This window comes from Kitasatospora sp. NPDC006697 (genome assembly GCF_042869935.1).
GTDB lineage: Bacteria > Actinomycetota > Actinomycetes > Streptomycetales > Streptomycetaceae > Kitasatospora.
The window spans coordinates 1-26,856 of record NZ_JBIAGU010000007.1; the positions used below are offsets into that span (position 1 = coordinate 1).

Annotated in this window: 20 protein-coding genes; 10 read left to right on the plus strand and 10 right to left on the minus strand. The window is 73.9% G+C overall.

Features of this window, described 5'->3' with window-relative positions:
• Positions 1-103: 103 nt before the first annotated feature.
• Positions 104-1,174: a LacI family DNA-binding transcriptional regulator gene (locus ACFYNO_RS11540; RefSeq protein WP_388009181.1), complete on the minus strand. Its 1,071-nt coding sequence runs from the start codon at positions 1,172-1,174 to the stop codon at positions 104-106.
• Between the two features lie 210 nt (positions 1,175-1,384).
• Between ACFYNO_RS11540 and ACFYNO_RS11545 the strand changes: the two genes are divergently transcribed.
• The 5 genes from ACFYNO_RS11545 to ACFYNO_RS11565 all read left to right on the plus strand — a co-directional run bounded on the left by ACFYNO_RS11545 (position 1,385) and on the right by ACFYNO_RS11565 (position 6,919).
• Complete coding sequence (locus ACFYNO_RS11545) at positions 1,385-2,707, plus strand: extracellular solute-binding protein (RefSeq protein WP_388009184.1); 1,323 nt, start codon at positions 1,385-1,387, stop codon at positions 2,705-2,707.
• A gap of 68 nt (positions 2,708-2,775) precedes the next feature.
• Entirely contained in the window at positions 2,776-3,726 is a 951-nt protein-coding gene (locus tag ACFYNO_RS11550; protein WP_388009187.1) for a carbohydrate ABC transporter permease, read from the plus strand.
• A gap of 11 nt (positions 3,727-3,737) precedes the next feature.
• Positions 3,738-4,667: a carbohydrate ABC transporter permease gene (locus ACFYNO_RS11555; protein ID WP_388009190.1), complete on the plus strand. Its 930-nt coding sequence runs from the start codon at positions 3,738-3,740 to the stop codon at positions 4,665-4,667.
• Between the two features lie 37 nt (positions 4,668-4,704).
• A complete protein-coding gene (locus ACFYNO_RS11560) occupies positions 4,705-6,177 on the plus strand; it encodes a glycoside hydrolase family 1 protein (RefSeq protein WP_388009193.1) in 1,473 nt (490 codons plus the stop codon).
• Between the two features lie 46 nt (positions 6,178-6,223).
• A complete protein-coding gene (locus tag ACFYNO_RS11565; RefSeq protein ID WP_388009196.1) occupies positions 6,224-6,919 on the plus strand; it encodes a helix-turn-helix domain-containing protein in 696 nt (231 codons plus the stop codon).
• Here the strand turns inward: ACFYNO_RS11565 and ACFYNO_RS11570 are convergent.
• The 4 genes from ACFYNO_RS11570 to ACFYNO_RS11585 all read right to left on the minus strand — a co-directional run bounded on the left by ACFYNO_RS11570 (position 6,916) and on the right by ACFYNO_RS11585 (position 10,231).
• Positions 6,916-7,320 (minus strand): VOC family protein, encoded by a 405-nt coding sequence (locus ACFYNO_RS11570; protein WP_388009199.1) that lies wholly within the window; start codon positions 7,318-7,320, stop codon positions 6,916-6,918. The genes ACFYNO_RS11565 and ACFYNO_RS11570 overlap by 4 nt on opposite strands.
• 69 nt (positions 7,321-7,389) lie before the next feature.
• Positions 7,390-8,355: an aldo/keto reductase gene (locus ACFYNO_RS11575; RefSeq protein ID WP_388009202.1), complete on the minus strand. Its 966-nt coding sequence runs from the start codon at positions 8,353-8,355 to the stop codon at positions 7,390-7,392.
• 96 nt (positions 8,356-8,451) lie between these two features.
• Positions 8,452-9,225, minus strand: a complete 774-nt coding sequence (locus ACFYNO_RS11580) for an SDR family NAD(P)-dependent oxidoreductase (protein WP_388009205.1) — start codon at positions 9,223-9,225, stop codon at positions 8,452-8,454.
• Between the two features lie 58 nt (positions 9,226-9,283).
• Positions 9,284-10,231, minus strand: coding sequence for a LysR family transcriptional regulator (locus ACFYNO_RS11585; RefSeq protein WP_388009208.1), 948 nt, complete (start codon positions 10,229-10,231; stop codon positions 9,284-9,286).
• Between the two features lie 51 nt (positions 10,232-10,282).
• On the opposite strand from ACFYNO_RS11585, the gene ACFYNO_RS11590 reads away from it, so the two are divergent.
• Positions 10,283-10,897, plus strand: coding sequence for an RBBP9/YdeN family alpha/beta hydrolase (locus ACFYNO_RS11590; RefSeq protein ID WP_388009211.1), 615 nt, complete (start codon positions 10,283-10,285; stop codon positions 10,895-10,897).
• Here the strand turns inward: ACFYNO_RS11590 and ACFYNO_RS11595 are convergent.
• From ACFYNO_RS11595 to ACFYNO_RS11610, 4 genes are all read right to left on the minus strand, one after another.
• Positions 10,894-11,838: a class I SAM-dependent methyltransferase gene (locus ACFYNO_RS11595; RefSeq protein WP_388009214.1), complete on the minus strand. Its 945-nt coding sequence runs from the start codon at positions 11,836-11,838 to the stop codon at positions 10,894-10,896. The genes ACFYNO_RS11590 and ACFYNO_RS11595 overlap by 4 nt on opposite strands.
• Positions 11,839-11,979: 141 nt before the next feature.
• Positions 11,980-14,727 carry a molybdopterin-dependent oxidoreductase gene (locus ACFYNO_RS11600; RefSeq protein WP_388009217.1) on the minus strand — a complete coding sequence of 916 codons (2,748 nt, stop codon included), beginning with the start codon at positions 14,725-14,727 and terminating at the stop codon, positions 11,980-11,982.
• Entirely contained in the window at positions 14,724-15,542 is an 819-nt protein-coding gene (locus tag ACFYNO_RS11605; RefSeq protein WP_388009220.1) for an FAD binding domain-containing protein, read from the minus strand. The genes ACFYNO_RS11600 and ACFYNO_RS11605 overlap by 4 nt, the downstream gene beginning before the upstream one ends.
• Before the next feature lie 124 nt (positions 15,543-15,666).
• Positions 15,667-16,272: a TetR/AcrR family transcriptional regulator gene (locus ACFYNO_RS11610; RefSeq protein ID WP_388009223.1), complete on the minus strand. Its 606-nt coding sequence runs from the start codon at positions 16,270-16,272 to the stop codon at positions 15,667-15,669.
• Between the two features lie 97 nt (positions 16,273-16,369).
• On the opposite strand from ACFYNO_RS11610, the gene ACFYNO_RS11615 reads away from it, so the two are divergent.
• From ACFYNO_RS11615 to ACFYNO_RS11625, 3 genes are all read left to right on the plus strand, one after another.
• A complete protein-coding gene (locus ACFYNO_RS11615; protein WP_388009226.1) occupies positions 16,370-17,314 on the plus strand; it encodes a beta-ketoacyl-ACP synthase III in 945 nt (314 codons plus the stop codon).
• A 179-nt stretch (positions 17,315-17,493) separates the two neighbouring features.
• Complete coding sequence (locus ACFYNO_RS11620; RefSeq protein ID WP_388009229.1) at positions 17,494-17,631, plus strand: hypothetical protein; 138 nt, start codon at positions 17,494-17,496, stop codon at positions 17,629-17,631.
• A 61-nt stretch (positions 17,632-17,692) separates the two neighbouring features.
• A complete protein-coding gene (locus ACFYNO_RS11625) occupies positions 17,693-18,433 on the plus strand; it encodes a hypothetical protein (RefSeq protein WP_388009232.1) in 741 nt (246 codons plus the stop codon).
• Positions 18,434-18,528: 95 nt separating this feature from the next.
• Here the strand turns inward: ACFYNO_RS11625 and ACFYNO_RS11630 are convergent, their stop codons facing one another.
• Positions 18,529-19,089 (minus strand): TetR/AcrR family transcriptional regulator, encoded by a 561-nt coding sequence (locus tag ACFYNO_RS11630; RefSeq protein WP_388009235.1) that lies wholly within the window; start codon positions 19,087-19,089, stop codon positions 18,529-18,531.
• Between the two features lie 508 nt (positions 19,090-19,597).
• On the opposite strand from ACFYNO_RS11630, the gene ACFYNO_RS11635 reads away from it, so the two are divergent.
• Positions 19,598-26,638, plus strand: coding sequence for an amino acid adenylation domain-containing protein (locus ACFYNO_RS11635; RefSeq protein WP_388009238.1), 7,041 nt, complete (start codon positions 19,598-19,600; stop codon positions 26,636-26,638).
• Positions 26,639-26,856: the final 218 nt, after the last annotated feature.

Here is a 26,856-nt window from a genome sequence, read left to right on the forward strand (position 1 = left end):
CGCCCCCCGGGGCCCCGGGGGGGGGCCCCCCCGCGGCCCCCCCCCCCCGGCGGGGGGGGGGGGCCCCCCCCGGGCCCCCCCCCCCGCGGCCGGTTCGCGTTCCCTAGGCGGAGTCCCGGGTGACCAGCTCGGTCGCCAGCACCAGCTGCCGCCGGGCCCGCCCAGGACCGGCGATGTCGTCGAGCAGCAGCCGGGCCATCGCCCGCCCCATCTCCTCGGTGGGCTGGCGCACGCTGGTCAGCGGCGGCTCGGTGTGCCGGGCCACGATCGAGTCGTCGAAGCCGACCAGCGCCACCTCCTCCGGCACCCGCCGCCCGGCCGCCCGCAGCACCTGCAGCGCCCCGGCCGCCATCACGTCCGAGGCGCAGAACACCGCGTCCAACCCGGGATCCCGCTGCAGCAGCTCGGCCATGGCCAGGCGCCCGCCCTGCTCGGTGAAGTCGGCCACCGCGACCAGCTCCACCGGCCGCTCCCGCGCCCGCCCGTCCCGGGCCCCGCCCAGCCCCTCGACCAGGGCCGCCCGGTAGCCCGCCAGCCGGGCCTCGGCGCCTTCGTGGTCCAGCGGTCCGGTGATGGTGGCGATCCGCCGGCAGCCGCGCCGCAGCAGGTGGCGCACCGCCATCCGCGCGCCGCCCGCGTTGTCCGCCGCCACGTAGCTCAGCGGCTCCTGCTCGCCCCGCCGGCCCGCGAGCACCGCCGGAATCCCCAACTGCTCCAGCACCCCCGGCAGCGGATCGTCCCGGTGCACCGCCACCAGCAGCACCCCGTCCACCCGCTGCGCCCGCAGATAGGCCGACAGCCGGTCCCGCTCCCGCTGGTTGCGCACCAGCACCAGCAGCAACTGCATCTCGGTGTCCGCCAGTTCGGCGGACACTCCGCTGATGATGTCCGCGAAGTACGGCTCCGAGAACAGCCGGGTCTGCGCCTCCGGCACCACCAGCGCGATCGCGTCCGCCCGGGAGGTCACCAGCGTCCGCGCCGCCCGGTTCGGCACGTAGCCCAACTCGGCCACCGCCTGCTCCACCGCCGCCCGCGCCCGCTCGCTCACCCGCGGCGACCCGTTGATCACCCGCGACACCGTACCCCGGCCGACCCCCGCCAGCGCCGCCACCTCCTCCAAGGTGGGTCTGGGCCGGGCGATCACCGGGTCCCGTCCCTGCCCCGTGCTGCTCATCCGTGTCCTGCCTCTCAAGGTCCCACTGGTCCTGCCCGGTCCCGCCAGGACACGCATCGGTTACATCCACGCAGCCCCCTTGACACACACACCCGGCAGGCAGCAACCTTCCGGCAAGTCGTTGGGAGCGCTCCCACAGTAAACCGCAGAGCCCACCGAACGGCTACACCGAGGTACAACTCCCGGTCTCCAGGCCCTAAAGGAGCCCCTGTGCACCAGAACCGAACCACCCGGCCCCGCAGATCCGCCCTGCTCGGCGCCGGCGCGCTCGCCGCCTCCGCGCTGCTGCTGACCGCCTGCTCCTCCAGCGGCGGCGGCAGCAGCTCGCCGAGCGCGGACGCCGGCCAGAAGATCACCCTGACCGTGGGCGACTTCGGCACCTTCGGCTACAAGGAGGCCGGGCTGTTCGACGCCTACATGGCCGCTCACCCGAACATCACCATCAAGGAAGACACCACCACCCAGGAAGCCGACTACTGGACGGCCCTGCAGACCCACCTGGCCGCCGGCAGCGGCATGGACGACGTCCAGGCCCTGGAGGTCGGCCGCATCTCGCTGGCCACCTCGGACGCGATGAACAACGACTTCGAGGACCTGTCCAAGGTCTCGGGCGTCAACCAGGGCGACTACCTGCCGTGGAAGTGGCAGCAGGCCACCGGCAACGGCCGGACCATCGCGCTGGGCACCGACGTCGGCCCGATGGCCATCTGCTACCGGCAGGACCTCTTCCAGGCCGCCGGACTGCCCACCGACCCCGCCGCCGTCAGCGCCCTGTGGGCGGGCGACTGGTCGAAGTTCGTCGACCAGGGCAAGGCCTTCCAGGCCAAGGCGCCCAAGGGCACCTTCTTCATGGACACCGCCACCGGCATGTTCAACGGTGTGGTCTCCTCCTCCACCCAGCAGTACTACAAGGGCGGCAAGCTCGACTACAAGGACTCGCCGAGCGTGAAGTCCGCCTGGGACCTGGCGATGCAGGCGGACTCCGCCGGCCTCTCCGCGGGCCTCAAGGAGTTCGACCCGCCGTGGCAGACCGCCTTCGCGAACTCCACCTTCGCCACCACGATCTGCCCGTCCTGGCAGCAGGCCAACATCCAGAAGTACTCCGGCTCCGCCAACGCCGGCAAGTGGAACGTGGCGCAGGCCCCCGCGGCCGGCAACTGGGGCGGATCCTTCCTCGCCGTGCCGTCCTCCGGCAAGCACAAGGCCGCCGCCGAGGCGCTGGTGGCCTGGCTGACCGCGGCCCCGCAGCAGGCGAAGGTGTTCCAGGCGGTCGGCAACATCCCGTCGAACCAGGGCGCCTACTCGCTCAGCGAGGTGACCGACTACAAGAACCCCTACATCGGTCCGAACGCGCCCACCGGCCAGATCTTCTCGACGGCGGCCAAGGCGATCCAGCCGGCCGAGACCGGTCCGCACGCCGGTGACCTGCAGAGCGACTTCAGCAACGGCATCCTGCTGGTCGAGCAGAACCACAAGAGCGCGACCGACGCGTGGAACGCCACCCTCCAGCAGATCGACAGCAGCATTCAGTGATCCGAACTCCCGGGGCCGGGCAGCCGCCCGCCCGGCCCCGGGTCCGACACCACGGAAGGAAACCACCCGTGGCCACCCCGATCGACGACCGGCGCCGCCAGGCCTGGCGCAGCCGGTTGTACCGCTGGGACAGCAAGGGCACGCCCTACGCGTTCGTCGCCCCCTTCTTCATCGTCTTCGCTGCCTTCGGGCTCTTCCCCCTGCTCTACACCGGCTGGCTCTCGCTGCACCAGGTCAGCCTGTACAACGTCGGCCAGGCCCGCTGGGTGGGGTTCAAGAACTACTCCGACCTGTTCACCGGCGCGCCCAGCCACTTCTTCTGGAACGCCCTGGGCAACACCTTCACGCTCGGCGCGCTCTCCACCGTTCCGCAGCTGGCGATGGCGATCGGCCTGGCTCACCTGCTCAACTACAAGCTGCGGGGCCGGGGTTTCCTGCGCACCGCGCTGCTGGCGCCGTACGCCACCTCGGTGGCCGCGGCCACCCTGGTGTTCGCCCTGATCTTCAGCCCCGAGGGCGGGATGGCCAACTGGTTCATCCACCTGTTCGGCTTCTCGCCGATCAACTGGGAAGCGGGCAAGTGGACTTCGCAGATCGCCATCTCCATCATCGTGACCTGGCGGTGGACCGGCTACAACGCGCTGATCTACCTGGCCGCGATGCAGGCGGTGCCCGGTGACCTCTACGAGGCCGCGTCGATCGACGGTGCCAACCGGCTGCGGCAGTTCTGGCACGTGACGGTGCCGGCGCTGCGCCCGACGATCCTGTTCACGGTGGTGATCTCCACCATCGGAGCCACCCAACTCTTCGGCGAGCCCTTCCTGTTCGGCGGCCAGAGCGGCCACCAGGGCGGCACCGCCAACCAGTACGAGACGCTCGGCGTGCTGATGTACGACCAGGGCTTCCACAACAGCATGCTGGGCCGGGCCTCCGCGGTGGCCTGGACGATGTTCGCGCTGCTCCTGCTGCTCGGCCTGGCCAACGCCCTGATCGCCCGCTGGCTGCGGCGATCGCAGTGAGGGGACGCGAGATGACGACCACCGAAGCGAGCGTCCCGGCGACGCCGGCGGCCCGGCGGGGCGCGGCGCCCCGGCCGGCCGCGAGGAGGAGGAGCATGTCCAGGGCAGGTCGCACGCACGACGCGGGCCCGCTCACCTACGTGGTGCTGATCGTGGTGGCACTGGTATCGCTCTTCCCGCTGTACTGGACCCTGGTGGCGGCCTCCACCGACACCCACCGGGTGGTCTCCAGCCCGCCGCCGCTGATCCCGGGTCCCAACCTGTTCAAGAACCTCTCCTACGTCTGGCACAACGCGGGCGGCCGCGGCATGGGCGTGGCACTGGTCAACTCGACGCTGGTGGCGGGGTCGGTGACGCTCGGCACGGTGGCCTTCTCGCTGCTGGCCGGCTTCGCCTTCGCCAAGCTGCGGTTCGCCGGCAGCGGCATGCTGATGGGCCTGGTGGTCGCCACCCTGGCGGTCCCGGCCCAGTTGAGCGTGGTCCCGCTCTTCATCCTGATGAAGAACCTGGGCTGGGGCAACCACCTGGAGGCACTGATCATGCCGACCCTGGTGACCGCCTTCGGCGTCTTCTTCATGCGCCAGTACCTGATCGGCGCGCTGCCCACCGAACTGCTGGAGGCGGCCCGGGTGGACGGCGCCAACTCGCTGCGGGTGGTCTGGCACGTGGTGGTGCCGATCGCCCGGCCGGCCATGGCGGTGCTGGGCATGCTCACCTTCGTGCAGTCCTGGAACGACTTCCTCTGGCCGATCATCGCGATGAACGGCTCGACCAATCCGACCGTCCAGGTCGCACTGGCCGGCCTGGGCACCGGCTGGTCCACCGACTGGTCGGTCATCATGGCCGGAGCGTTGATCGGCACACTGCCGTTGCTGCTGGTCTTCATCCTGTTCGGCCGACAGATCGTCGGCGGTATCACCCAGGGCGCCGTGAAGGGCTGACCCGCCGTTGTCTCACTACAGATTGGGAGCGCTTCACATGACGCTGGCCCCTCGCACCACCGACCTCGCCGACTCCCCCGGGCTGCGGCCCGACCGGCTCTCCTTCCCGCCCGGGTTCCTCTGGGGCGCGGCCACCGCCGCCTACCAGGTGGAGGGCGCCGCCCAGGAGGGCGGGCGCACACCCTCCATCTGGGACACCTTCAGCCACACTCCGGGCAAGGTGGTCAACGGCGACACCGGCGACGTGGCCACCGACCACTACCACCGGTTCCGCGACGACGTGGCGCTGATGGCCGAGTTGGGCATCCAGGCGTACCGGTTCTCGATCTCCTGGTCGCGGGTGCAGCCGACCGGGCGCGGTCCGGCGCTGGAAAGCGGCCTGGACTTCTACCGCCGGCTGGTGGACGAGCTGCTGGCGGCCGGCATCAAGCCGGTGGCCACCCTCTACCACTGGGACCTGCCGCAGGAGTTGGAGGACGCGGGCGGCTGGCCGGTGCGGGCCACGGCGGAGCGGTTCGGCGAGTACGCGCAGTTGGCCGCCGAGGCGCTGGGCGACCGGGTGGCGGTCTGGACCACGCTCAACGAGCCCTGGTGCTCGGCCTTCCTGGGCTACGGCTCGGGCGTGCACGCGCCGGGCCGCACCGACCCGGCGGACGCGCTGCGCGCCGCCCACCACCTGAACCTCGGCCACGGCCGGGCGGTGGCCGCGCTGCGCTCGGTGCTGCCCTCCTCCGCCCAGCTGGCGATCAGCCTCAACCTGCACCAGGTGCGTGCCCTGACGGACAGTCAGGACGATCTGGACGCGGCGCGGCGGATCGACGCGGTGGGCAACCGGGTCTTCACCGGGCCGCTGCTGCACGGCGGCTACCCGACCGACCTGCTGGCCGACACCGCGCACGTGGTGGACTGGGACGAGCTGGTGCGCCCGGGCGACGAGGCCGCGATCGGCGCCCCCTTCGACCTGCTGGGCCTCAACTACTACACCCCGACCCTGGTCTCGGCGGCGGACAGCTCGGAGGGCGGCAGCAGCGAGCACGACGCGCACGGCGCCAGCGAGCACTCGCCGTGGCCGGGCGCCGAGCACGTGGTCTTCCACCGGCCGCCGGGCGAGACCACGGCGATGGGCTGGTCGATCGACCCGTCCGGGCTCTACGACCTGATCACCGAGACCGCCCGCGCCAAGCCCGGCCTGCCGCTGCTGATCACCGAGAACGGCGCGGCCTTCGACGACCGGCTGGACGAGTCCGGCGAGGTGCACGACCCGGAGCGGGTCGCCTACCTGCACGGCCACCTGGCGGCGGTGCACCGGGCGATCGCGGACGGCGCGGACGTCCGCGGCTACTTCCTCTGGTCGCTGATGGACAACTTCGAGTGGGCCTACGGCTACCAGAAGCGGTTCGGCGCGCTCTACGTGGACTACGAGACCCAGCGCCGGATCCCGAAGTCGAGCGCCCGCTGGTACGCCCGCACGGCCCGGGCCAACGCGGTGGAGGCGCTGCCGGAGGAGTGACCCGCCCGCCGCGCCGGCGCCCCCGCCGACGCGGTTGAATGGACGGGTGTACAGCGAGTGGAGTTCGCCCCTGCTGCCGGGCGCGGTGCTCTGGACCCGGCGTCGCGCGGTCGCGGCGCCGGGTCCGGTTCGGGTGCTGCCGGACGGCTGCATGGACCTGATCTGGGACGGCCGGCAACTGCTGGTGGCCGGCCCGGACACCGCGGCCCACCTGGTGCCGGGCCGGGCCGGCGAGGAGTACACCGGCCTGCGCTTCGCACCGGGCACGGCCCCGCTGGTGCTGGGCGTGCCGGCCAGTGAGCTGACCGACCAGCGGGTGCCGCTGGACGCGCTCTGGCCCCGTTCGGCGGCCGGGATCGCCGAACGGATCGGCTCGGCGGACGATCCGGCCGCCGCCCTGGAGGCGCTGGCCGCGGCGGCGGCGCCCGGTCCGGTGCGGCGGGCGGCGGTGCCGGAGGCGCTGCTGCGCGCGGCCCGGCGCGGCCGCCCGGTGGGCGAGACCGCCGCAGGGCTGGGGCTCGGCGAGCGCCAGCTGCGCCGGCACTGCCTGGCGGCCTTCGGCTACGGCCCGAAGACCCTGGAGCGGGTGCTCCGCCTGGGCGGCGCCCTGGACCGGGCCCGGGCCGGCCGCCCGTTCGCCCTGGTCGCGGCGGAGTCCGGCTACGCGGACCAGGCCCACCTGTCCCGCGAGGTCCGGGCCCTGACCGGGGTGCCGCTGACCGAGTTGCTGGCCAGGGGTTAGGCGTTCGCCGCGAAGAGGTCCACGCCGTTGCCGTCCGGGTCGTGCACCACCGCGTAGCGCTGCCCCCAGAAGGCGTCCCAGGGCGCCAGGTGGCCGTGGTAGCCGGCCGCGGTGAGCTCGGCGTAGGCGGTGTCGACGGCCGCCGGGGTGCCGCAGTCGAAGGCGAGGCCGATCCGGTGGCCGCCGGTGCCGGGCGTCCAGCCGGGGTCGAAGCTGCGGACGGTCTGCTCGGTGTCCCAGGCCAGCCGGAGTCCGCCGGGGAGCCGGTGCTCCACGTGCGGTTCGCCGTCCGCCTCGGCCGGCAGGTCCAGGCCGAGGCGGCGGTAGAAGGCGAGCGAGGCGGCCATGTCGGCGACGACCAGGCCGACCAGGTCGAGGCGGGGCTGTGCGTTCTCAGTCATGATCGCCACGCTAGCCCGCGCCCCGGCCGCCGGTCTTGAACGAAACGGACACGGCGGCGGGGCGACCCGTCAGGAGTAGAAGTTGCGGTCCCAGGCGTGCTTGGCGAGCACCGCCAGTTGCTCCTCGGTGAGCGGCCCGGCCGCACTGACCTCGGTGTTGCGCTCCGCGTTGCGCACCGACCGCATACCGGGGATGACGGTCGAGACGGCCGGGTCGGAGAGGGTGAACCGCAGCGCGGTGGCGGCGAGTTCGTCGGTGGAGATGCCGAGGTCGGCGGTCAGCGCGGCGACCCGCCGCTCGATCTGGGCGGGCCGGTCGCCGCGGAAGTAGCGGGCCCGGAAGTCGCCCTCCGGGAACTCGGTGCCCGCGGTGATCCGCCCGGTCAGCCCGCCCTCGTCCAGCGGCACCCGGACGATCACGCCGACGCCGTGCTCCGCACAGGCGGGCAGCAACTCGGCGGCGGGGCTCTGGTCGAAGATGTTGTAGATCACCTGCACGGTGTCGACCACGCCGCTGCGCACCAGCCGCAGCGCGCTCTGCGGCTGGTGGTCGTTGATCGAGACGCCGAACAGCCGGATGGTGCCCGCCTGCTTCAGCTCGGCGACGGTCTCCAGCCAGTCGCCGCGCTCCATCCACTCGTCGCTCCAGACGTGGAACTGCAGCACGTCGAAGTGGTCGAGCCCACTGGCGCGCAGGCTGGTCTCCAGGCTCTGCCGGATGTGCGCGCCGGGAAAGGCCTCGGCCGGGTCGACACCGGCCGGCGCGGGCCAGATCCCGTTCTTCGGCGGCACCTTGGTGGCCACGTACACCTGGTCGGCGCTGCGCTCGCGGACCACCCGGCCGACGATCCGCTCGCTCTCCCCGTAGCCTCGGGCGGTGTCGATGAAGGTGACGCCGAGGTCGATGGCCCGGTGCAGGGCCCGCAGCGACTCGTCCTCGGTGGCTCCGACCCAGGAGGACTCGCCGATCCCCCACGCCCCGTACCCGATTTCCGACACCGACAGCCCACTGCGTCCCAGTTCCCGGTAGCGCACGATTCGTCCTCTCCAGTGCGGTTCTGACCCACTCGACCCTAGGTGCTGCGCGCCCGCACCGACAGCATCGTTCCCGACCGGTTTTCTGACGGGCCGTCAGGTGACCGAGAATCCGCCGTCCACGAAGATGGTCTGCCCGGTGACGTAGGCGCAGGCCTCGCTGGCGAGGAAGACGGCGATGCCGGTGAAGTCGCCCGGTCCGCCGTTGCGGCCCGCCATGGTCCGGCCGGCCATCGCCTCGCTGCGGGCCGGGTCGCGGAAGACCGCCTCGGTCAGCGGGGTGTGCACGAAGCCGGGCGCGATCGCGTTGGCGCAGACGCCGCTCGGCGACCAGGCCTCCGCCTGTGAGCGGGTGAGCGCGGAGATCGCGGCCTTGGAGACGCCGTAGGCGCCGCTGTTGCCGAAGGCCCGGATGCTCTGCTGGGAGGCCAGGTTGATGATCCGGCCCCAGCCGCGGGCGGCCATCTCGGGCCCGAACCGCTGGCCGAGCAGGAACGGCGCGTCCAGGTTGACCCGCATCGTCAGGTCCCACTCCTGCTCCGCGAGTTCACCCATCGGCGGGCGCAGGTTGATGCCCGCGGAGTTGACCAGCACGTCCACCGGCCCGTGCCGCTCGGCGGTCAGCTCGGCCAGCTCCTGCACGCCCGCCCGGCTGCTCAGGTCGGCCCCGATCCAGTCGGCGCTGCCGCCGAGGGCGCGGAACTCGGCGGCGGTGCGCGCCAGCCGCCCGGTGTCGCGGGCTGCCAGCACCACCTGCGCGCCGGCCCGGCAGAGGCCCTCGGCGATCCCCCGGCCGATGCCCGAACTGCCGCCGGTTACCAGCGCGGTGCGGCCCTTCAGCGAGAACAGGTCGGTGAGTGAGGGGTCCACGGGTGCGTTCCTCCAGCTGCGCGGCGGGCCGGCGGCCTGCCGGTCAGCTGAGACCATGTCATAGGTCGCCGCCGGCCCGCTCGGCTTTCGCAGCGATCACCCGCAGTCGCTCCACCACCCCGGCCAGCACCGGGTCGTCCTCCGAGCCGGCCCGGACCGCGGCGAAGACGGTGCGGGCGGGCCGGGCGTCGGCCGGCCGGCGCAGCACCACCCCCGGCCGGCGCAGCGGCTGCACCAGCCGCGGCACCAGCGCGACTCCGGCGCCCGCCTCCACCAGCGCGGCCAGCGCCTGCCAGTCGTTGACCTGGTGCCGGATCTCCGGGGTGAACCCGGCGGCCGCGCAGACCGACCGGGTGACGGCCCCGCAACAGCTGCTCGGATCGCCCACGATCCACGGCTCGGAGGCCAGCTGACGGAGCGTCACCTCCTCGCGCGCGGCGGCCGGGTGGCCGGCGGGCAGCGCCAGGTCGAGCACGTCGGTGAGCAGGTCGAACCGGGTGTAGCGGGCGTCGGTGTGCGGGGGCGCGGCCGCGAAGTCCACGGCGACCACCAGGTCGAACCGCCCGCCGTCCAAGGCCGTGAAGGCGTCCGGGGGTTCGGCCTCGATGACGGAGATCCGCAGCTCCGGCCGGTCCTCGGCGAGCGAGCGCACGGTGGCGGGCAGCAGGCCCAGGATGCCGCTGCCGAACGCCCCGATGGTGACGGCGCCCCGGCGGCCCTGCCGGAACTCCAGCAGGTCGGCCCGGGCCCGCTCCAGCTGGGCGGCGATCAGGTCCGCGTGCTGCAGCAGCAGCCGTGCCTGCCCGGTGAGCCGCACGCCCCGGCCCTGCCGCTCGATCAGCGGCACCCCGGCCTCCCGGGCCAGCGCGGCGAGCTGCTGGGAGACGGCCGAGGGCGTCAGGTGCAGCGCCTCGGCGGTCCTGGCCAGGCTGCCGCGGCGCTGCAGCTCGCGGAGCACGCCGAGCCGCCGCAGGTCGATCGTGAAGGTTTCGCTTACCGGATCCACTCGTAAAGATTAACTGGAGTGTGTTCCGGCGTCCGGGTGAGAATCGCCGGCATGACGATCGAGCCGAAGGCCTTCCTGCTGCTGCACGGGTACCGCAACCACCGGCCGCCCGGCCACTGGCAGCACTGGCTGGCCGGGGAGCTGTCCGCGCTGGGCCATGCGGTGGACTACCCGCAGCTGCCCGACCCGGACCGCCCCGATCCGGAGCGCTGGCTGGCCGAGCTGCGGGACCGGCCGGTGCTGCCCTGGCGGGAGCGGGTGGTGGTCTGCCACAGCCTGGGCTGCCTGCTCTGGCTGCGGGCGGCGGCGGTGCCGCACTGCCCGCCCGCGGACCGGCTGCTGCTGGTCGCCCCGCCCTCCCCCGGGGTGCTGGCCGGCATCCCGGAGATCGCCGCCTTCGCCGCGCCCCGGCCGCTGCCCGCACTGCCGCCCTCGACCCGGCTGGTGCTGGGCGAGGGCGATCCGTACGGGCTGGGCGGCGCGGAGTGGCTGGGGCCGCTGGACACCGACCTGGTGCCGGCCGGGGCCCACCTGAACCCGGATTCGGGCTACGGCCGCTGGCCGGCGGTGCTGGACTGGTGCCTGGACCCGGCCGTGCGGATCACGGCCCGCCCGGACCCGTCACCGGCCCGCCGACCAGCAGGAACGTTTCACCACGCCGGCTAGTGGTCGCCGGCCCGGAGCTTGCGCAGCGCCCGCACCGCGACCGGCGGCAGCAGGTCCTTGGCCAGCCGCCGGGCGGCCGACGGGCCGGGCCGGGGTGCCGGCGCCGGCTGCGGCGCGCGCGGCGCCGACGGCTGCTCCCCCCCGGGCTCCGACTCGGAGTCGGCCCAGGGCGCCCGCTCGGCCTCCGGCATCAGCTTGGCGACGCCGCGCCCGGAGAGCCGCACCAGCTGCCGCCCGGCCACCACGTCCACGTCCAGGTAGCAGTCCGCCACGTCCCCGCCGAGCTCGATCAGTGCGCTCTGCAGCGGCTCCGGGTCGCCCCAGACACCGTAGAGCTTCTCCGGGGTGACGCAGACCGGGCGCAGGCCGAGCCGGAAGACCGCCTCCCAGGCCGCGGCGGCCACGCCGGGCGTGTGCTGGGAGCGGAAGTCGTCCAGCACGACGATGCCGCCGGGCCCGAGCGCGGCCTTGGCGGTGCGGATGTCCACGGCGACGTGCTCATACAGGTGCGAGGCGTCGATGTGCACGAAGCGGCAGCTGCCGGGGCTGATCCGGCCGTCGCCGAGCACCGAGGTGGGGGCCTGCACGATGGTCGGCAGCTCGGAGTGGAAGGCCAGGTAGTTGCGCTCGAAGGCCGATCTGGTGAGCGTCTTGCGGTAGGACATCGCCATCTCGGCGGCGTTCTCGCCGTCCGGGGCCTCGGAGTCGAACAGGTCGCAGACCGTGAAGGACTCACCCGGGCGCAGGTGGGCGCCCATCACGATGGCGCTGCGCCCCAGGTAGCTGCCCAGCTCCAGCAGGTCGCCGCGGAGCCCGGATTCGCTCTGCTGATCCAGCAGCCAGCCGAACAGCTGCTGGTCGATCGGCCAGAACCAGCCGGGAACCTCGTCCAGGGTGCGCGGCGTGGTCGCCTGCTCCGGACGGGTTTCAGTGGTGACCACGATGGCCTCCTCGTCAGGGCGGGGACGACGCCACCGGTCCGGTGACCGGTCGGGGGAACGGCGTCGTCCCCGAGGTGGACGCGATACTAGGGCCCGTCTGCCCGGCTGAGAAGGGGCCAAGCAGGCGCTCTCCAGGTCCGGTCAGTCATTTCCGCCACCGCGGCGGCGCGCCAGGGCCTGCCAGACCCGGTCGCGCAGCAACGGCACTTCGGTGAAACGTACGCCTGTGGCGTCCCGCAGCGCATTCGCGAAGGCGGGCGCGACGGGGTTGAACGGGCTCTCGCTCATCGACTTGGCGCCGAGCGGGCCGATCGCGTCGGAGGTCTCGGTGAAGTGCACCTCGGTGCGCGGCACGTCCGCGAAGGCGGGCAGCCGGTAGCGGCGGAAGGCCGCGGTGCTGACCTGGCCGGCCTCGTCCAGCAGCACCTGTTCGAACAGGGTGGCGCCGAGGGCCTGGGCCACCCCGCCCTCGACCTGGCCGCGGCACTGCATCGGGTTCATCACCCGGCCGGCGTCGGCGGCGTGCACGCTGCGCAGGATCCGGATCTCGCCGGTGTCGGGGTCGACGGCGATCCGGAACCACTGGGCGTTGAAGGCGACCGAGCGGGGCGAGCCGCCCCAGTGGCCCTGGCCGGCCAGTTCGACGCCGCGCTCCCGGGCGGCCGCGTGCAGTTCCTTCAGCGGCACCGTCCGGTCCTCGCAGCGCACGGCCTCCCGGGTGAGCCGGCACAGGGCGCGCGGGGTGCGGGCGTACTCGGCGGCGAAGCTGAGCAGTTGCTCGGCGAGCGCGTTGGCGGCCTTCATCACGGCCTTGCCGGCGACCACGGTGCCGGCCGAGCCGAAGGCGCCGGTGTCATGGCCGACCAGGTCGGTGTCGGACTGCCGGATGGTGATCCGGTCCACCGTGGTGCCCAGTGCGCCGGCCGCGATCTGCTGGTGCACGGTGGTCGTGCCGTTGCCGAACTCGGCCGTGCCGACGTCGACCTGGTAGGTGCCGTCGTCCAGCAGCCGGACCGCGGCGTCGGCGAAGTGGCCGCCGGGCGGGCCGGTGGCGATCATCGACATGGCGCTGCCCTGGCCGACCAGCCAGCCCGCGGGCGCGTCGGCGGTGCTGGTGTCGCCGGCGATCGCCTCGCGCACCACGGCCAGGCACTGGTCCAGGCCGTAGCTGGCGATCTGCAGGTCCTCCTCCTCGCCGCCGGGGCTGAGCATCGGCTCGTCCGGGCCGATGATGTTGCGCTCGCGCAGCACCAGCGGGTCGAGGCCGAGCCGGCGGGCGAGTTCGTCCATCGCGGACTCCACGGCGAAGGTGACCTGGCCCAGGCCGTAGCCCCGGAAGGCGCCGGCCGGAACGGAGTTGGTGTAGACCGAGTAGGCGTCGACCTTCTTGTGCGGGGCCCGGTAGACGGCCATCGACTCGCCGACGCTGTGGAACATCACGGCCGGTCCGTGGTTTCCGTAGGCCCCGGTGTCGGCGACTACCCGGAGTTGAAATGCCGTCAACTCGCCGTTGGCCTTTGCCCCCAGGGTGATCCCGACGCTGAACGGGTGCCGCGTGGTGGCGCCGAGGAACTGTTCGGCGCGGGTGAACTCCAGCTTGACCGGCTGCTTCAGCCGCAGTGCGGCCAGCACCAGGATGTCCTCGACCAGCATCTCCTGCTTGCCGCCGAAGCCGCCGCCGACCCGCCCGGCCACCACCCGGACGTACTCCTCGGGCAGGTCGTAGAGGGCGCACAGGGCGCGCCGGGTGAGGAACGGCACCTGGGTGGAGGAGCGCACCACCAGCCGCTCCGCGCCCGTCTCGTCGGGTTCGAACCAGGCGACGGCGCCGTGCGTCTCCAGGCTCGCGTGCTGCACCCGCTGGGTCCGGAAGGTCTCCTGGTAGACCACCGCCGCCTCGGCCAAGCCCTTTGCCACCGAGCCGATTTCACCGTGCACCTCGCCGACCGTGTTGGCGCTGGGCCGGGCGATCCGGGATTCCGGGCCCTTGGGGTGGATGACCGGCGCGCCGGGTGCCATCGCCTGCTCCGGGTCGAGCACGTAGGGCAGCAGCTCGTAGTCGACCTCGATCCGGCGGCAGCCCTCCTCGGCGGCGGCCTCGCTGTCGGCGACGACGGCGGCGACCCGCTGGCCGGCGAATCTGACCACCTCGTCGAGCACCCGGGTGTCGTCCGGGTCCTCGGTGGGGTGCTCGTGGCGGGCCGAGGAGTAGAGCCGCTGCGGGGCGTCGTGGTGGGTGAACACCGCGCGCACGCCCGGCACCCGGAGCGCGGCGCTGGTGTCGATGGCGCGGATCCTGGCGTGCGGGTGCGGGGAGCGCAGCAGCTTCATGTGCAGCAGTCCCTCGACCTCGATGTCGAAGGTGTAGCGGGCGGTGCCGGTGACCACCTGCGGGCCGGCCGGGGCGCCCGGGCTGCGGCCCACCGCCCGGCCCTCCTCCGGGAGTTCGGTGTGGCGCACGCCGCGGATCGCGTCCTCGATCGCCCGGTAGCCGGTGCAGCGGCACAGGTTGCCCTTCAACGAGCGCGGCAGGTCCTGGAGCTGGTCCTCGGTCAGGGCGCTGGCGGTCATCAGGAAGCCGGCCGTGCAGAATCCGCACTGGAAGCCCTGGGCCTCCACGAACCGCCGCTGCATCGGGTGCAGTTCGCCGTCCGGCGCGGCCAGGCCCTCCACCGTGGTGACCGAGCGGCCGTCGGCGCGCAGCGCCGGGTAGAGGCAGCTGTGCACCGGCTCGCCGTCCACCTGCACGGTGCAGGCGCCGCAGTCGCCCGCGTCGCAGCCCTTCTTCACCCCGAACCAGCCGTGCTCGCGCAGGTAGGTGCGCAGGCACTGGCCGGGGCGCGGTTCGGTCGCGCAGTCCTGCTGGTTGACCCGGATGCGGAAGCTCATCGGGCGTCCTCCTCGGCGAGTTCGCGGCGGATCTGCTCCGCGTGGTGGAAGGTCAGGTGCCGCCGCCAGGCGGGGAGACCGTGGATGTCGTCGAAGTACTCCGCCGGCCGCACGGCGTGTTCCAGGGCCTCGCGCAGCGCCTCGGCGTTGGGCGGGAACGGGAAGCGGAGCCGGATCGGGCGGACGGTGGCGGCGGTGACCGTGAGCGTGAAGCCGCCGTCCAGCGGGTCGAGCAGGCCGATCAGCAGGGCGGCGGAGCGGCCCAGGCCGTAGAGCGAGGACTGCCGGAAGGCGGTGCGGCCGGCCAGCGCCCGGCCGGGCAGGGTGACGGCCCGCAGCAGTTCGCCGGGCCGCAGCAGGTTGCGGCCCGCGCCGGTGACGAACTCGGCCACCGGCACCTCGCGCACCGCGCCGTCCCGGCCGATCAGCCGGCAGCTGCCGTCCAGCGCGGCGGTGAGCGAGATCATCGGCCCGGCGGGCAGCGAGTTGCACAGGTTGCCGCCGACGGTGGCCATGTGCCAGATCTTCCAGGAGGCCAGGAAGGCATGGCAGCACTGCTCGAAGAGCGGGCCGGCCGGCCAGGGCCTGGGGTGCCGGAGGAGCTGGGCGACGGTGCAGGTGGCGGCGATCTCCAGGCCGCCGTCGGGGGTGGCGGTGAGCGGCGGCCAGCCGGTGCGGCTGAGGTCGAGCAGCCGGCGCAGCTGCGGCTGCGGTTCGGAGAAGAGGTAGGTGCCGCCGCCCAGCCAGGCATCGCCCGGCCGCCAGCTGCCCGCCTGCCGCGCGTCGCGCAGCTCCACCACCGTGTTGAGGTCCACGTCCGCCTGCCGTTCGTCACCGGTCGCCCGGTTCGCCGCTTGTCCGTCGCGGCGATTGAAGCAACACGGCGGGGGCGGCCACGAGTGGTGGCGGACACCGGAGGAGGGCCGGTGAGCTGGAGGATCACCCAGCGAGCAGGCGCTCCACGGCGCGCCGGGTGCGGTCCGCGGCGGTCGGGTCCCCGTGCAGCAGCACGGTGTGGTTGAGCGCGAAGTAGGCGCCGAGGAGTTCGAAGGCGATCTGCTCGGGCTCGCTCTCCGGCGGGAGCTCGCCGAGTTCGACGGCGGTGGCCAGCTCGGCGGCCAGCCGGCGGCGCCAGACGGTGTAGAGCCGGGCGACGGCGTCCCGCAGCGCGCCGGGGCGGGCGTCGAACTCCACGGCGGCGGTGGTGAAGAGGCAGCCGCCGGGGAAGGTGCCGCGCTCGCGCAGCAGGTAGTCGGACCAGGCCGCGCAGATGGCGCGCAGCCGGGTGAGTCCGGGCGCCGCGTCGGCGCAGGGCTCCCAGACCAGCCGGGCGAAGATCGCGCCGGCACCGTCCAGGGTGGCCAGTTGCAGCGCCTCCTTGGTGCCGAAGTGGCCGAGCACGCCCGCCTTGCTCATGCCGAGGTCGGTCGCCAGCCGGCCGATGGTCAGTCCTTCCAGGCCCTCGACCGAGGCGATGGTGACGCTGCGGTCGATGATGCGCTGCCGGGTCAGGCGCGCCTCGGCGGCGGATCTGCGTGGGCTCATGGGCGCCATGGTACCGAGTGCCGCACATTTAGCTTCCGACCGATCGGTTGCTATATTCCGGCTGACCGCTGTCCCTTGGAGCACCGGAGGACCCGCCGTGACCGGATCCCGCATCACCGCCCTCGGCCACCACCAGCCCGAGCGCGTCCTCACCAACGACGACCTGGCGCGGCTGGTCGACACCAGCGACGAGTGGATCCGCCGGCGCACCGGCATCGCCACCCGCCGGATCGCCGGGGCGCGGGAGAGCGTGGCCGACCTGGCCACCGCCGCCGCCGGCAAGGCGCTGGCGGCGGCCGGCCTGGTGCCCGGGGAGATCGGGCTGGTCACCGTCGCCACCTGCAGCGCGATCGACCGTTGCCCGTCCACCGCCGCCCAGGTGGCCGGCCGCCTGGGCATACCGGACGCCGTGGCCTTCGACGTCAACAACGGCTGCGCCGGATTCTGCACCGCGCTGGCCCTGGCGGACCACTCGCTGCGCGCGGGGGCGGCGCGGCACGCGCTGGTGATCGGGGCCGAGAAGATGTCCGATCTCACCGACTGGACCGACCGCTCCACCTGTGTGCTGCTCGGCGACGGCGCGGGCGCGGCGGTGCTCAGCGCCGCCGCGGAGCCGGGCATCGGCCCGGTGGTCTGGGGCTCCGACCCCACCCGCGGCCAGGCCGTCCGGCTGGTCGACGACTGGCATCCGGCCTTCTCCCAGGACGGCCAGACGGTGTTCCGCTGGGCCACCACCGAGCTGCCGGCCGTCGCGCTGGCGGCCTGCGAGCGGGCCGGGGTGGCGGTGGCCGAGCTGGGCGGGGTGGTGACGCACCAGGCCAACCTGCGGATCATCGAGGTGCTGGTGCGCCAACTCGGACTCGACCAGCGGACGGTGGTGGCGCGGGACGTGGTGGACTCCGGCAACACCTCGGCCGCCTCGGTGCCGCTGGCGCTGGCCAAGCTGGTGGAGCGCCGGGAGCTGGAGCCGGGCGCGCCGGTGCTGCTGCTGAGCTTCGGCGGCGGGCTCTCCTGGGCGGGCCAGGTGGTGCGCTGCCCGTGACCTCCGTCATCGCGTCATCGCGGACTTTGGAGCCGGTGCACTGCCCGTCAACCCCCTCTCCCCAGCGGGCTCCTGAGTGCCGGAGAGATCACGGCTCAGGAGAGCGGGAGGTTGAGCGAGCCGGAGCGGGCCGGCGAGCTGGCGCAGATCCGCCGTCCGGAGGCGGCGGGCGCCGGCCATTGCCTGCTGGTCCGCGCCGCCGACGTCTGGGCGGCACCGTCGACTTCACCCTCGCCGAGCTGACCGGCCGCCCCGCCCCGCGCCTTCCCGAGGGCGCCGGGCTGCGGACCTCGCTGCCCGTCGGCTACGCCCGCTGAGGTGGCAGGATGTGAGCCGGCGTCGGTCGGGTGCGGCAGCGGCAGAGGGGCGGAACGGGGCATGAACGGCGGCACGGCGAAGCAGGCGCGGTCCGTCACTGTGCCGGACCACGTGTACGGGTTCCCCGGGGTGGCCTTCGGCGGCTACCTCGCCGGACTACTGGCCCGGGAGGTGCCGGGCGGCTCGGCCAAGGTCTCCTTCCACCGGCCCACCCCGGTCGGCCGGCCCGTCGAACTGCGCGAGCGCGAGCGCGGCGGCCGTGAACTGGTCCACGGCGACGCCGTTCTGACCAGCGCCCGCCCCTGCGCCCCGGTCAGCGCGCCGGACCGGCTGCCGAGTTGGCGCGAGGCCGAACGCGCCGGCCGCGAACTCGCCCGCACCGGACCGCTGGACGGCGGCGACTGCTTCGCCTGCAACACCGAACGCGCCACCGGCCGCGGGCTGCGCCAGCTCTTCGCCCCGCTGCCGGAGCACTCCCGCGCCGTCGCCGTCTGGACCCCCGAGCCGGCCCTGTACCCCGGGGGCGACGCCCTGCCCGCCGAACTCGTCTGGGCCGGCCTCGACTGCCCCGGCGGCTGGGTCTCCCGCCTCTTCGGCGGCGCCCCCGCCAACACCGTGACCGCCTCACTGTCCGCCACCCTGCTGCACCCCGTCCAGGTGGGCGTGGAGCACCTGGTCCTCGGCTGGCCGATCACCCGCTCCGGCCGCAAGCACCTGGTCGGCAGCGCCATCCTGACCCGCACGGGCACCCTCTGCGCCACTGCCGAGGCCCTCTGGCTCGCCCCGGCGGCGCGGCGCTGACCGGTGGCGGCCGACCCGGGCGGCCGGTTCACGCCGGGCACCCCCGTGGTCGTCCTGCCCGACGCGCCGTCAGCATAGCAATCCGCCCGGGAGAGCTACGGCCCGACCGCGCTCCCCTGCCGCACCGCCGCCGCCAGCACCTCGGTGAGCGCCGCCAGGTCGCCCGCCTGGTCCAGCTCCGGCTCCACCAGCCACTGCAGCTGGAGGCCGTCGGCCGCCGCCAGCAGGAGCCGCGCCGCCCGGGCCGGGTCCATGGCGCCGGCCACCACGGCCCCGGCGGCGCCCTCGGCGACCAGCGCCTGGGCGCTCCGCTCCCGCCGGCGGCGGTTGCGGCCGCGCAGGAAGGCGTGCGCGGGCTGGTCGGGCTCGGCCGCGGCAGCCGCCACCTCGGCGAAGAGCCGGACCATCCCGGGCCCGGCCACCCGCCCGTCCGGCTCGCCGGCCTCCGCGTCCCGGGCCTCCAGAGCCGCCGTCAGCAGCGCCTCCCGGCTGCCGAAGTGGTGCAGCACGCCGGCGTCGGTCAGGCCGGCCCGCTGGGCGATGTCCCGGACCGAGACGGTGCGGCGGCCGGCCTCGGCGAACGCGGTCAGGGCGGCTTCGATGATCTGCCGGCGCTTCGCCAGGGAGTTCCGGTAAGGGCCGCGGGGGCGTGTCACCGCTCGATTGTAGGGTCGTCGACGCCCCCACGGGGCCCGTCATGAACGCCACCGATTCTACCCAGCAGTAGAGTTGACGGTCCGTCATCCACGCAACCATTGCTCCGAGGCCGCAACCAACCGGTCGTAGCCGTGCAGAGCCAGGCCGAAACCCTGCGTGATCGAGTTCCGGACATTGGCGAAATGACGTGGTCACAGCGGCGCGGCGCGCCGGGCGGTAGCAAAACTGGCCGGAAATGATCGTCAATGGGAGGACATCTGTCCGGATCTGCACTGTTTGCCCCGACCGCTTCGTGAAGCGGGGCAACGGATTCGACCACCGGAACCATCAGCCTTCCATGGAACGTTTGGCTGAACTTCACCGGTGGGCCGTGCCCGCGAACCGGGCGGCTCTGGTGCTCGGACCATGTTGATCAACATCATGTAGCGTGCCCGGGCCCTCCCCGTCCGGGCCCGCAGTCACTACCGCGCGTCACTGCGACGCGCACGAACCGGAGCACGAAGATCCATGTCGGACGCGAAGACCGTGAGCTGGCCGCTGACCGCCGGCCAGCACGGGATGTGGTTCGCCCAGCAGCTCGACCCCGCCAGTCCGGCCATCCAGGTCTCCGAGTGCGTGGAGATCCACGGTCCGGTCGACCCGGTCCTGTTCGAGGCCGCCTACTGGCAGCTGCTGGAGGACTGTCAGGCGTTCCGGCTCCGCTTCGACACGGTGGACGGCGAGACCACCCAGCGCCTGGTGGCGGCCGATCCCGCCCAGTACGCCTTCGTCGACCTCGGCGGCCACCCGGACCCGTGGGCCGCCGCGAAGGCGCGGATCCGCACGGAACTGGCCATCCCGCTCGACCCCCGCACCGGCCCCGGCTACCTCTCCACCCTCTACCGGGCCGCCGACGACCACTGGTTCTGGTTCCAGCGCAGCCACCACGCCGTGGTCGACGGCTACGGCGGCCCGCTGGTCGCCGCCCGGATGGCCGAGCTCTACACCGCGCTGGTGGAGGGCCGCGAGCCCGATCCGGCCGCCGCGCTGCCGGGCTTCGGCGAGCTGATCGAGCAGGAGGCCGCCTACGCGGGCTCCGAGCAGTACCGCAAGGACCGCGAGTTCTGGCTGGCCCAGCTCGCCGACCGCCCCGAGCCGACCTGGCTGGGCGGCCGCCACGCCCGCCCCTCGCACACCCACCTGCGCCACGAGCTGGCCCTCGACCCCGCCGAGGCGCAGGCACTGCACTCCGCCGCCCGCCGGCTCGGGGTCAGCCGCTCGGTGCTGGTGATGGCGGCCGCCGCCGTCTACACCGGCCGGCTGACCGGGAGCACCGAGGTGGTGCTCGGCCTGCCGGTGACCGCCCGGGTCGGCCGGGTGGCCCGCGCCGTCCCCGCGATGCTCACCAATGTGCTGCCGCTGCGGATCTCCGTGCCGCCCGCGCTCAGCCTGGCCGCGCTGGTCAAGCAGATCAGCGCCACCGCCCGCACCGCGCTGCGCCACCAGCGCTACCGCTACGAGGAGATGCGCCGCGAACTCTCCGGCGCCGGCCGCCCGCTGGTCGGCGCGACGGTCAACCTGATGTCCTTCGACTACGACCTCAGCTTCGCCGGCCAGCGCACCACCTTCCACAACTTCCTCACCGGGCCGGTGGACGACCTGGCCTTCATGTTCTTCGACCGGCAGTCCGGCGACGGCGTCAAGGTCACCGTCGACGCCAACCCGGCGGTCTACACCGCCGAGGAACTGGCCGCGCACACCCGGCGGTTCCGCGCCCTGCTGGAGGCGCTGGCGCAGGCCGACCCGGCCCGGCCGCTGGCCGCCGTCGACCTGGCCGGCGCCGCCGAGCGGATCGCCGCCGGCACCGGCCCGGCCGTCGAACCGGCCTTCCCCGGCGCGACGCTGACCGAGCTGTTCGAGCAGCGGGCCGCCCGCACGCCCGCCGAGACCGCCCTGGTCTGCCGAGACGTTCCGGTGGACTACCGGGAGCTGAACGCCCGGGCCAACCGGCTGGCCCGGCTGCTGGTGGACCGCGGCGTGGGCCCGGAGGACCTGGTGGCACTCGCCCTGCCGCGCTCCACCGAGCTGGTGGTCGCCCTGCTGGCCGTGCTCAAGTCCGGCGCGGCCTACCTCCCGGTGGACCCGACCTGGCCCGCCGAGCGGATCGGCTACATGCTGGCCGACGCCGCGCCCGCGGTGGTGCTGGCCGACGCCGGCACCGCCGGCCTGGCCACCGACCCGGACCGGCTGATCCGCCTGGACCAGGTCGAACTCCCCTCCGACACAGCAGACTTGACCCAGCAGGAGCGCCGCTCCCCGCTGCGCCCCGAGCACCCGGCCTACGTCGTCTACACCTCCGGTTCGACCGGCCGCCCGAAGGGCGTGGTCGGCGTGCACGCCGCCGAGGCCAACCACCTGTCAGCGCTCGCCCGCGCGCACCCGTTCCACCCGGACCGCCCCTCGCTGGCGAAGAGTTCGCTGAGCTTCGTGGACGGCAGCAGCGAGGTCATGGCCTCGCTGCTCTTCGGGCGCGGCATGGTGCTGGCCGACGGCGCCGAGGCCAGGGACCCGGCCGCGCTGACCGCGCTGATCGCCCGGCACCGGGTCGGCCGGATCATCATGGTGCCGAGCCTGCTCGCCGCGATGCTCGACCTGGCCGAGGCCGAGCCCGCCCGGCTGGCCTCCTGCGAGCTCTGGATCACCACCGGCGAGAACCTGCCGCCGTACCTGGCCGCCCGCTTCGCCAAGCTGCTGCCGCGCGCTCGGCTGGTCAACTTCTACGGCTGCTCGGAGATCTGCGGCGAGTCCGTGATCGGCGGGGTCGACGCCGACCGCCAGCCGATCGGCCTGCCGATCGACAACACCACGGCCTACGTGCTCGACCACGCCCTGCGCCCGGTGCCGCCGGGGGCGGTCGGCGAGCTGTACGTCGGCGGGGCCGCGCTCGCCCGCGGCTACCTGCGCCGCGCCGCGCTCAGCGCCGAGCGGTTCCCCGCCGACCCGTTCGGCGCCCCGGGTGCCCGGATGTACCGCACCGGCGATCTGGCCCGCTGGGACGGGCACGGCGAGCTGGAGCTGCTCGGCCGCGCCGACTCGCAGGTCAAGGTGCGCGGCAACCGGGTCGAACTCGGCGAGGTGGAGGCCGCGCTGAGCGACCACCCGGCGGTCCGCCGGGCCACCGTGCTGGTCCGCGAGGACCGGCCGGGCGACCAGCGGCTGATCGGCTACGCCGTCCCGGTGCAGCACGGCCCGCGGATCACCCCCGCCGAACTCCGCGCCGACCTGGGCCGCTCGCTGCCCGACTACATGGTGCCGAGCACCGTCGTGCTGCTGGACGCGATCCCGCTGACGCCCACCGGCAAGGTGGACCGGCTGGCGCTGCCCGCGCCGGAGGCGGTGGTCGGCACCGGCCGGGCCCCGCGCGACGCCCGCGAGCGGCTGCTCTGCGAGCTGGTGGGCGAGGTGCTGGGCGCGGAGTCGGTCTCGATCGACGACGACTTCTTCGCGCTCGGCGGTCACTCCCTGCTCGCCACCCGGCTGATCGGCCGGATCCGCACCGCCCTGGGCGTCGAACTCCCGCTGCGCACCGTCTTCGAGGCCCCCAGCGTCGCCGTCCTGGCCCCGCTGCTCGACCAGCACGGACCGACCCGCCCGGCGGTCCGCCCCGCCCCGCGCCCGCGCCGCCTCCCGCTCTCCTTCGCACAGCAACGCCTCTGGTTCATCGGCACCTTGGAGGGCGCGGACGCGGCGACCTACAACCTGCCACTGACCGTCCGGCTGACCGGCACGATCGACACCGACGCGCTCCAGTGGGCCCTGGTCGACGTGCTGCACCGGCACGAGGCGCTGCGCACCGTCTTCCCGCAACACCCCGACGGCACGCCCTACCAGGAGATCCGCCCCGCCGTGCTGGCCCTCGAACGGGTGGCGAGCTCGGCGGACACGATCATCGACCAGGTGGCCGCCGCCGCCCGCCGGGGCTTCGACCTGGCCCGCGAACTCCCGGTGCGGGCGACCCTGTTCAGCACCAATCCGGAGCGCCATGTGCTGCTCCTGACGGTACACCACATCGCGGCCGACGGTGCCTCGATGCGCCCGCTGGCGCAGGACCTCTCCACCGCCTACACCGCCCGGCTGGCCGGCCGCGCCCCCGGCTGGAGACCGCTGCCCGCCCAGTACGCCGACTACACCCTCTGGCAGCACGAACTGCTCGGCACCGCCGAGCAGCCGACCGAACTGATGGCCAGTCAACTCGCCTACTGGACGGAGCGGCTGGCCGGCCTGCCGGAGGAGCTGGCGCTGCCGACCGACCGGCCCCGCCCGGCGGTGGCCAGCCACCGGGGCGAGTCGGTGCCGCTGCGCACCGACGCCGCGCTGCACCGCGCCCTGGTGAAGCTGGCCGCCGACCGGCGGACCACGGTCTTCATGGTGGCCCAGGCCGCGCTCGCCGCCCTGCTCGGCCGGCTCGGCGCCGGCGAGGACATCCCCATCGGCACCCCCGTCGCCGGGCGCACCGACGAGGCCCTGCACGACCTGGTCGGATTCTTCGTCAACACACTGGTGCTGCGCACCGACCTGTCCGGTGATCCCAGCTTCACCGAACTGCTGGACCGGGTCCGGGAGTCGGCGCTCGGTGCGTTCGCCCACCAGGACCTGCCGTTCGAGCAGCTGGTGGACGCGCTGAGACCGGCCCGCACGATGGGCCGCCACCCCCTGGTGCAGACGGTGATCGCCTGGCAGAACACCGCCGCACCGACCCTGGAGCTGCCGGGCCTGCGGGCCCGCGCGGCGGAGCCCGACCTGTGGACCGCCCGCTTCGACCTCTCCCTCACGCTCGGCGAGACCACCGACGCCCAAGGGGAGCCGGCCGGACTGACCGGCACCATCGAGTACGCGACCGACCTGTTCGACCCGGAGACCGTGGCCCTGCTGGCGGAGCGGTTCCGCCTGCTGCTGGCCGCCGTGGCCGAAGCACCGGAGACCAGGCTGAGCCGGATCGACATCCTGGGCGAGGCGGAACGGTCGCGCATCCTCGAGGAGTGGAACGACACCGGCACACTGGAGGCCACTCCGGCCACCCTGCCCGCGCTCTTCGAGGCACAGGCCGCCCGTACTCCCGATCATACCGCACTGGCCTTCGAGCGCTCGGAGCTGACCTACCGTCAACTCAACGAGGAGTCCAACCGGCTGGCCCGGCACCTGCTGAGCCTGGGGATCGGCGCGGGCCGGCGGGTGGCGCTGGCGCTGCCGCGCTCGGAGACCTTCGTGGTGGCCCTGCTGGCCGTGCTGAAGGCGGGCGCCGCCTACGTCCCGGTGGACCCGGGCTACCCGGCCGAACGGATCGCCTACCTGCTGGCCGACTCCGCGCCGGCCCTGGTGCTGACCGACCGCCACACCCCGCTGCCGAACGGCAACGCCCCGCAACTCCTGCTCGACTACCTGGAGTTGAGCGGCCGGCTGACCGAGCTGCCGAGCGGGAACGTGGCCGAGGAGGAGCGCCTGGTACCGCTGCGGGCCGGCCACCCGGCCTACCTGATCTACACCTCCGGCTCCACCGGCCGCCCCAAGGGCGTGCTGGTGCCGCACCACGGGCTGGCCAGCCTGGCGGCCGCGCTGATCGAGCGGCTGGCGGTGCAGCCGGACAGCCGGGTGCTGCAGTTCGCCTCGCCCAGCTTCGACGCGGCGGTCTTCGAGCTGTTCACGGCGCTCACCGCGGGCGCCACGGTGGTGCTGGCCCCGGCCGAACGGCTGGCGCCGGGCGCGCCGTTGATCGAGCTGGCCGCCGAGCAGCGGGTCAGCCACATGCTGCTGCCGCCGGTCGCGCTGGCGGCGCTGCCGGCCGACGGACTACCCACCGTGACCTCGCTGGCCACCGGTGGCGAGGCCTGCTCGCCCGCCCTGGTGGACCGCTGGGCGGTGGGCCGCCGGATGGTCAACGCCTACGGCCCGACCGAGGCCACCGTCGCCGTCACCCTCAGCGATCCGCTGACGGCCGGCACCGGCGCCCCGCCGATCGGCCGCCCGATCCTCAACAGCCGTGTGTACGTGCTGGATCCGGCGCTCAATCCGCAGCCGATCGGGGTGCCGGGCGAGCTCTACCTGGCGGGCGACGGCATCGCGCTCGGCTACCTGGACCGCCCGGCGCTGACCGCCGAGCGCTTCCTGGCCGACCCGTTCGGCGCGCCGGGCACCCGGATGTACCGCACCGGCGACCTGGTCCGCTGGCGCTCCGACGGGCAGTTGGAGTACCTGGGCCGCACCGACGGACAGATCAAGCTGCGCGGCTTCCGGATCGAACTCGGCGAGCTGGAAGGGGTGCTGGGCGAGCACCCGGCGGTGGCGCAGGCGGCTGCGGCGGTCCGCGACAACCGGCTGGTCGGCTACGCGGTGGCGAGCGGGCCGGTACGGCCGGGCGAGCTGCGCGGCTGGCTGGAGCAGCGGCTGCCGCACCACCTGGTGCCGGCCGCCGTGCTGCTGCTGGACGCGCTGCCGGTGACGCCCAACGGCAAGCTGGACCGCAAGGCGCTGCCCGCACCGGACTTCAGCACCGCCGTGAGCAGCGGCCGGCCGCCGGAGGGCGAGCGCGAGCGGATGCTGGCCGAGCTCTTCGCCGAGCAGCTGGGGCTGCCCTCGGTCGGAGCCGACGACGGCTTCTTCGAACTCGGCGGCGACTCGATCAGCTCGATCCAACTGGTCTCCCGGGCCCGGCAGTCCGGCCTGACCCTCTCGGTCCGGGACGTCTTCACCCACCAGACGGTGGCCCGGCTGGCGACGGTGGCGAAGGGCGGTCCGGCGGTGCGGCTGCTCGAGCCGCCGCCCGCGCCGGCGCCCGCCACCGTGGCGGAGGCGTTCGGCGGCTTCGGCCCGGAGGGCGAGCCGTTCGCGCCGCTGCTGGAGCTGCGCACCGGCAACGAACTGCCGCCGCTGTTCTGCGTGCACCCCGGCTTCGGCCTCGGCTGGTCGTACCGCGGCCTCGCCGAGGAGCTGACCGACGGCCGCCCGCTCTACGCCCTGCAGGCCCGCAGCCTCAGCGAGCGCGACGGCCTGCCGGAGACGGTGGAGGCGATGGCGGCCGACTACGTGGAGCAGATCCGTGCGGTGCAGCCGGCCGGCCCGTACCACCTGCTCGGCTGGTCCTTCGGCGGCGCGGTCGCCCACGCGATGGCGGCCCAGCTGCAGGCGACCGGCGAACAGGTCGCACTGGTGGCGGTGCTGGACTGCTACCCGGGAGCCGAACCGGGCCTGCCCGGCCCGGCGGAGCTGCGCGAGGAGGTGCTGACGGCGATGCCGATGCTCTCCCCGGACGAGGCCAACGGCCTGACCGAGAGCCTGGTCCGCAGCAGCCGCCTGCTCTCCCGCTACAAGCCGGCCCGCTTCGACGGCAACCTGCTCTTCTTCACCGCCCTCGAGGAACGGGACAACGACGCCCCGACCGCAGGGAGTTGGCGCCCCTACTACACCGGCTCGATCCTCGACACGCCGATCCACACCACCCACCACACGATGACCAACACCAAGGGCCTCGCCGAACTCGGCGCAGCCCTGCGGGCCGCACTGGCCCGGCACTGACCGAAGGCGCGTCCCGGATCGGGGATCCGGGACGTGCCCGGCCGGTTCGGCCGCCACCGGGTCCCGCTGCGCTACACTGCGAGCATCGGGCCATCCGCCTGCGACGTTTCGCGCGGGGTCCCGGTGGTTTCAGCGCACCGGTCACGCGCTCACGCGCCCGCTGCCCTTCGCTCCGCCACTCCCGCCGTTGACATTCCGCCGACCCGCCGTCAGTCCGA

Excerpts from the sequence above, each read along its gene's own strand:
- ACFYNO_RS11540 (WP_388009181.1), bottom strand. The coding sequence starts at position 1,174 with ATGAGCAGCACGGGGCAGGGACGGGACCCGGTGATCGCCCGGCCCAGA.
- ACFYNO_RS11610 (WP_388009223.1), bottom strand. The coding sequence starts at position 16,272 with ATGAGCCCACGCAGATCCGCCGCCGAGGCGCGCCTGACCCGGCAGCGC.
- ACFYNO_RS11635 (WP_388009238.1), top strand. The coding sequence starts at position 19,598 with ATGTCGGACGCGAAGACCGTGAGCTGGCCGCTGACCGCCGGCCAGCAC.
- ACFYNO_RS11625 (WP_388009232.1), top strand. The coding sequence starts at position 17,693 with ATGAACGGCGGCACGGCGAAGCAGGCGCGGTCCGTCACTGTGCCGGAC.
- ACFYNO_RS11570 (WP_388009199.1), bottom strand. The coding sequence starts at position 7,320 with ATGACTGAGAACGCACAGCCCCGCCTCGACCTGGTCGGCCTGGTCGTC.
- ACFYNO_RS11555 (WP_388009190.1), top strand. The coding sequence starts at position 3,738 with ATGACGACCACCGAAGCGAGCGTCCCGGCGACGCCGGCGGCCCGGCGG.
- ACFYNO_RS11560 (WP_388009193.1), top strand. The coding sequence starts at position 4,705 with ATGACGCTGGCCCCTCGCACCACCGACCTCGCCGACTCCCCCGGGCTG.
- ACFYNO_RS11600 (WP_388009217.1), bottom strand. The coding sequence starts at position 14,727 with ATGAGCTTCCGCATCCGGGTCAACCAGCAGGACTGCGCGACCGAACCG.
- ACFYNO_RS11590 (WP_388009211.1), top strand. The coding sequence starts at position 10,283 with ATGACGATCGAGCCGAAGGCCTTCCTGCTGCTGCACGGGTACCGCAAC.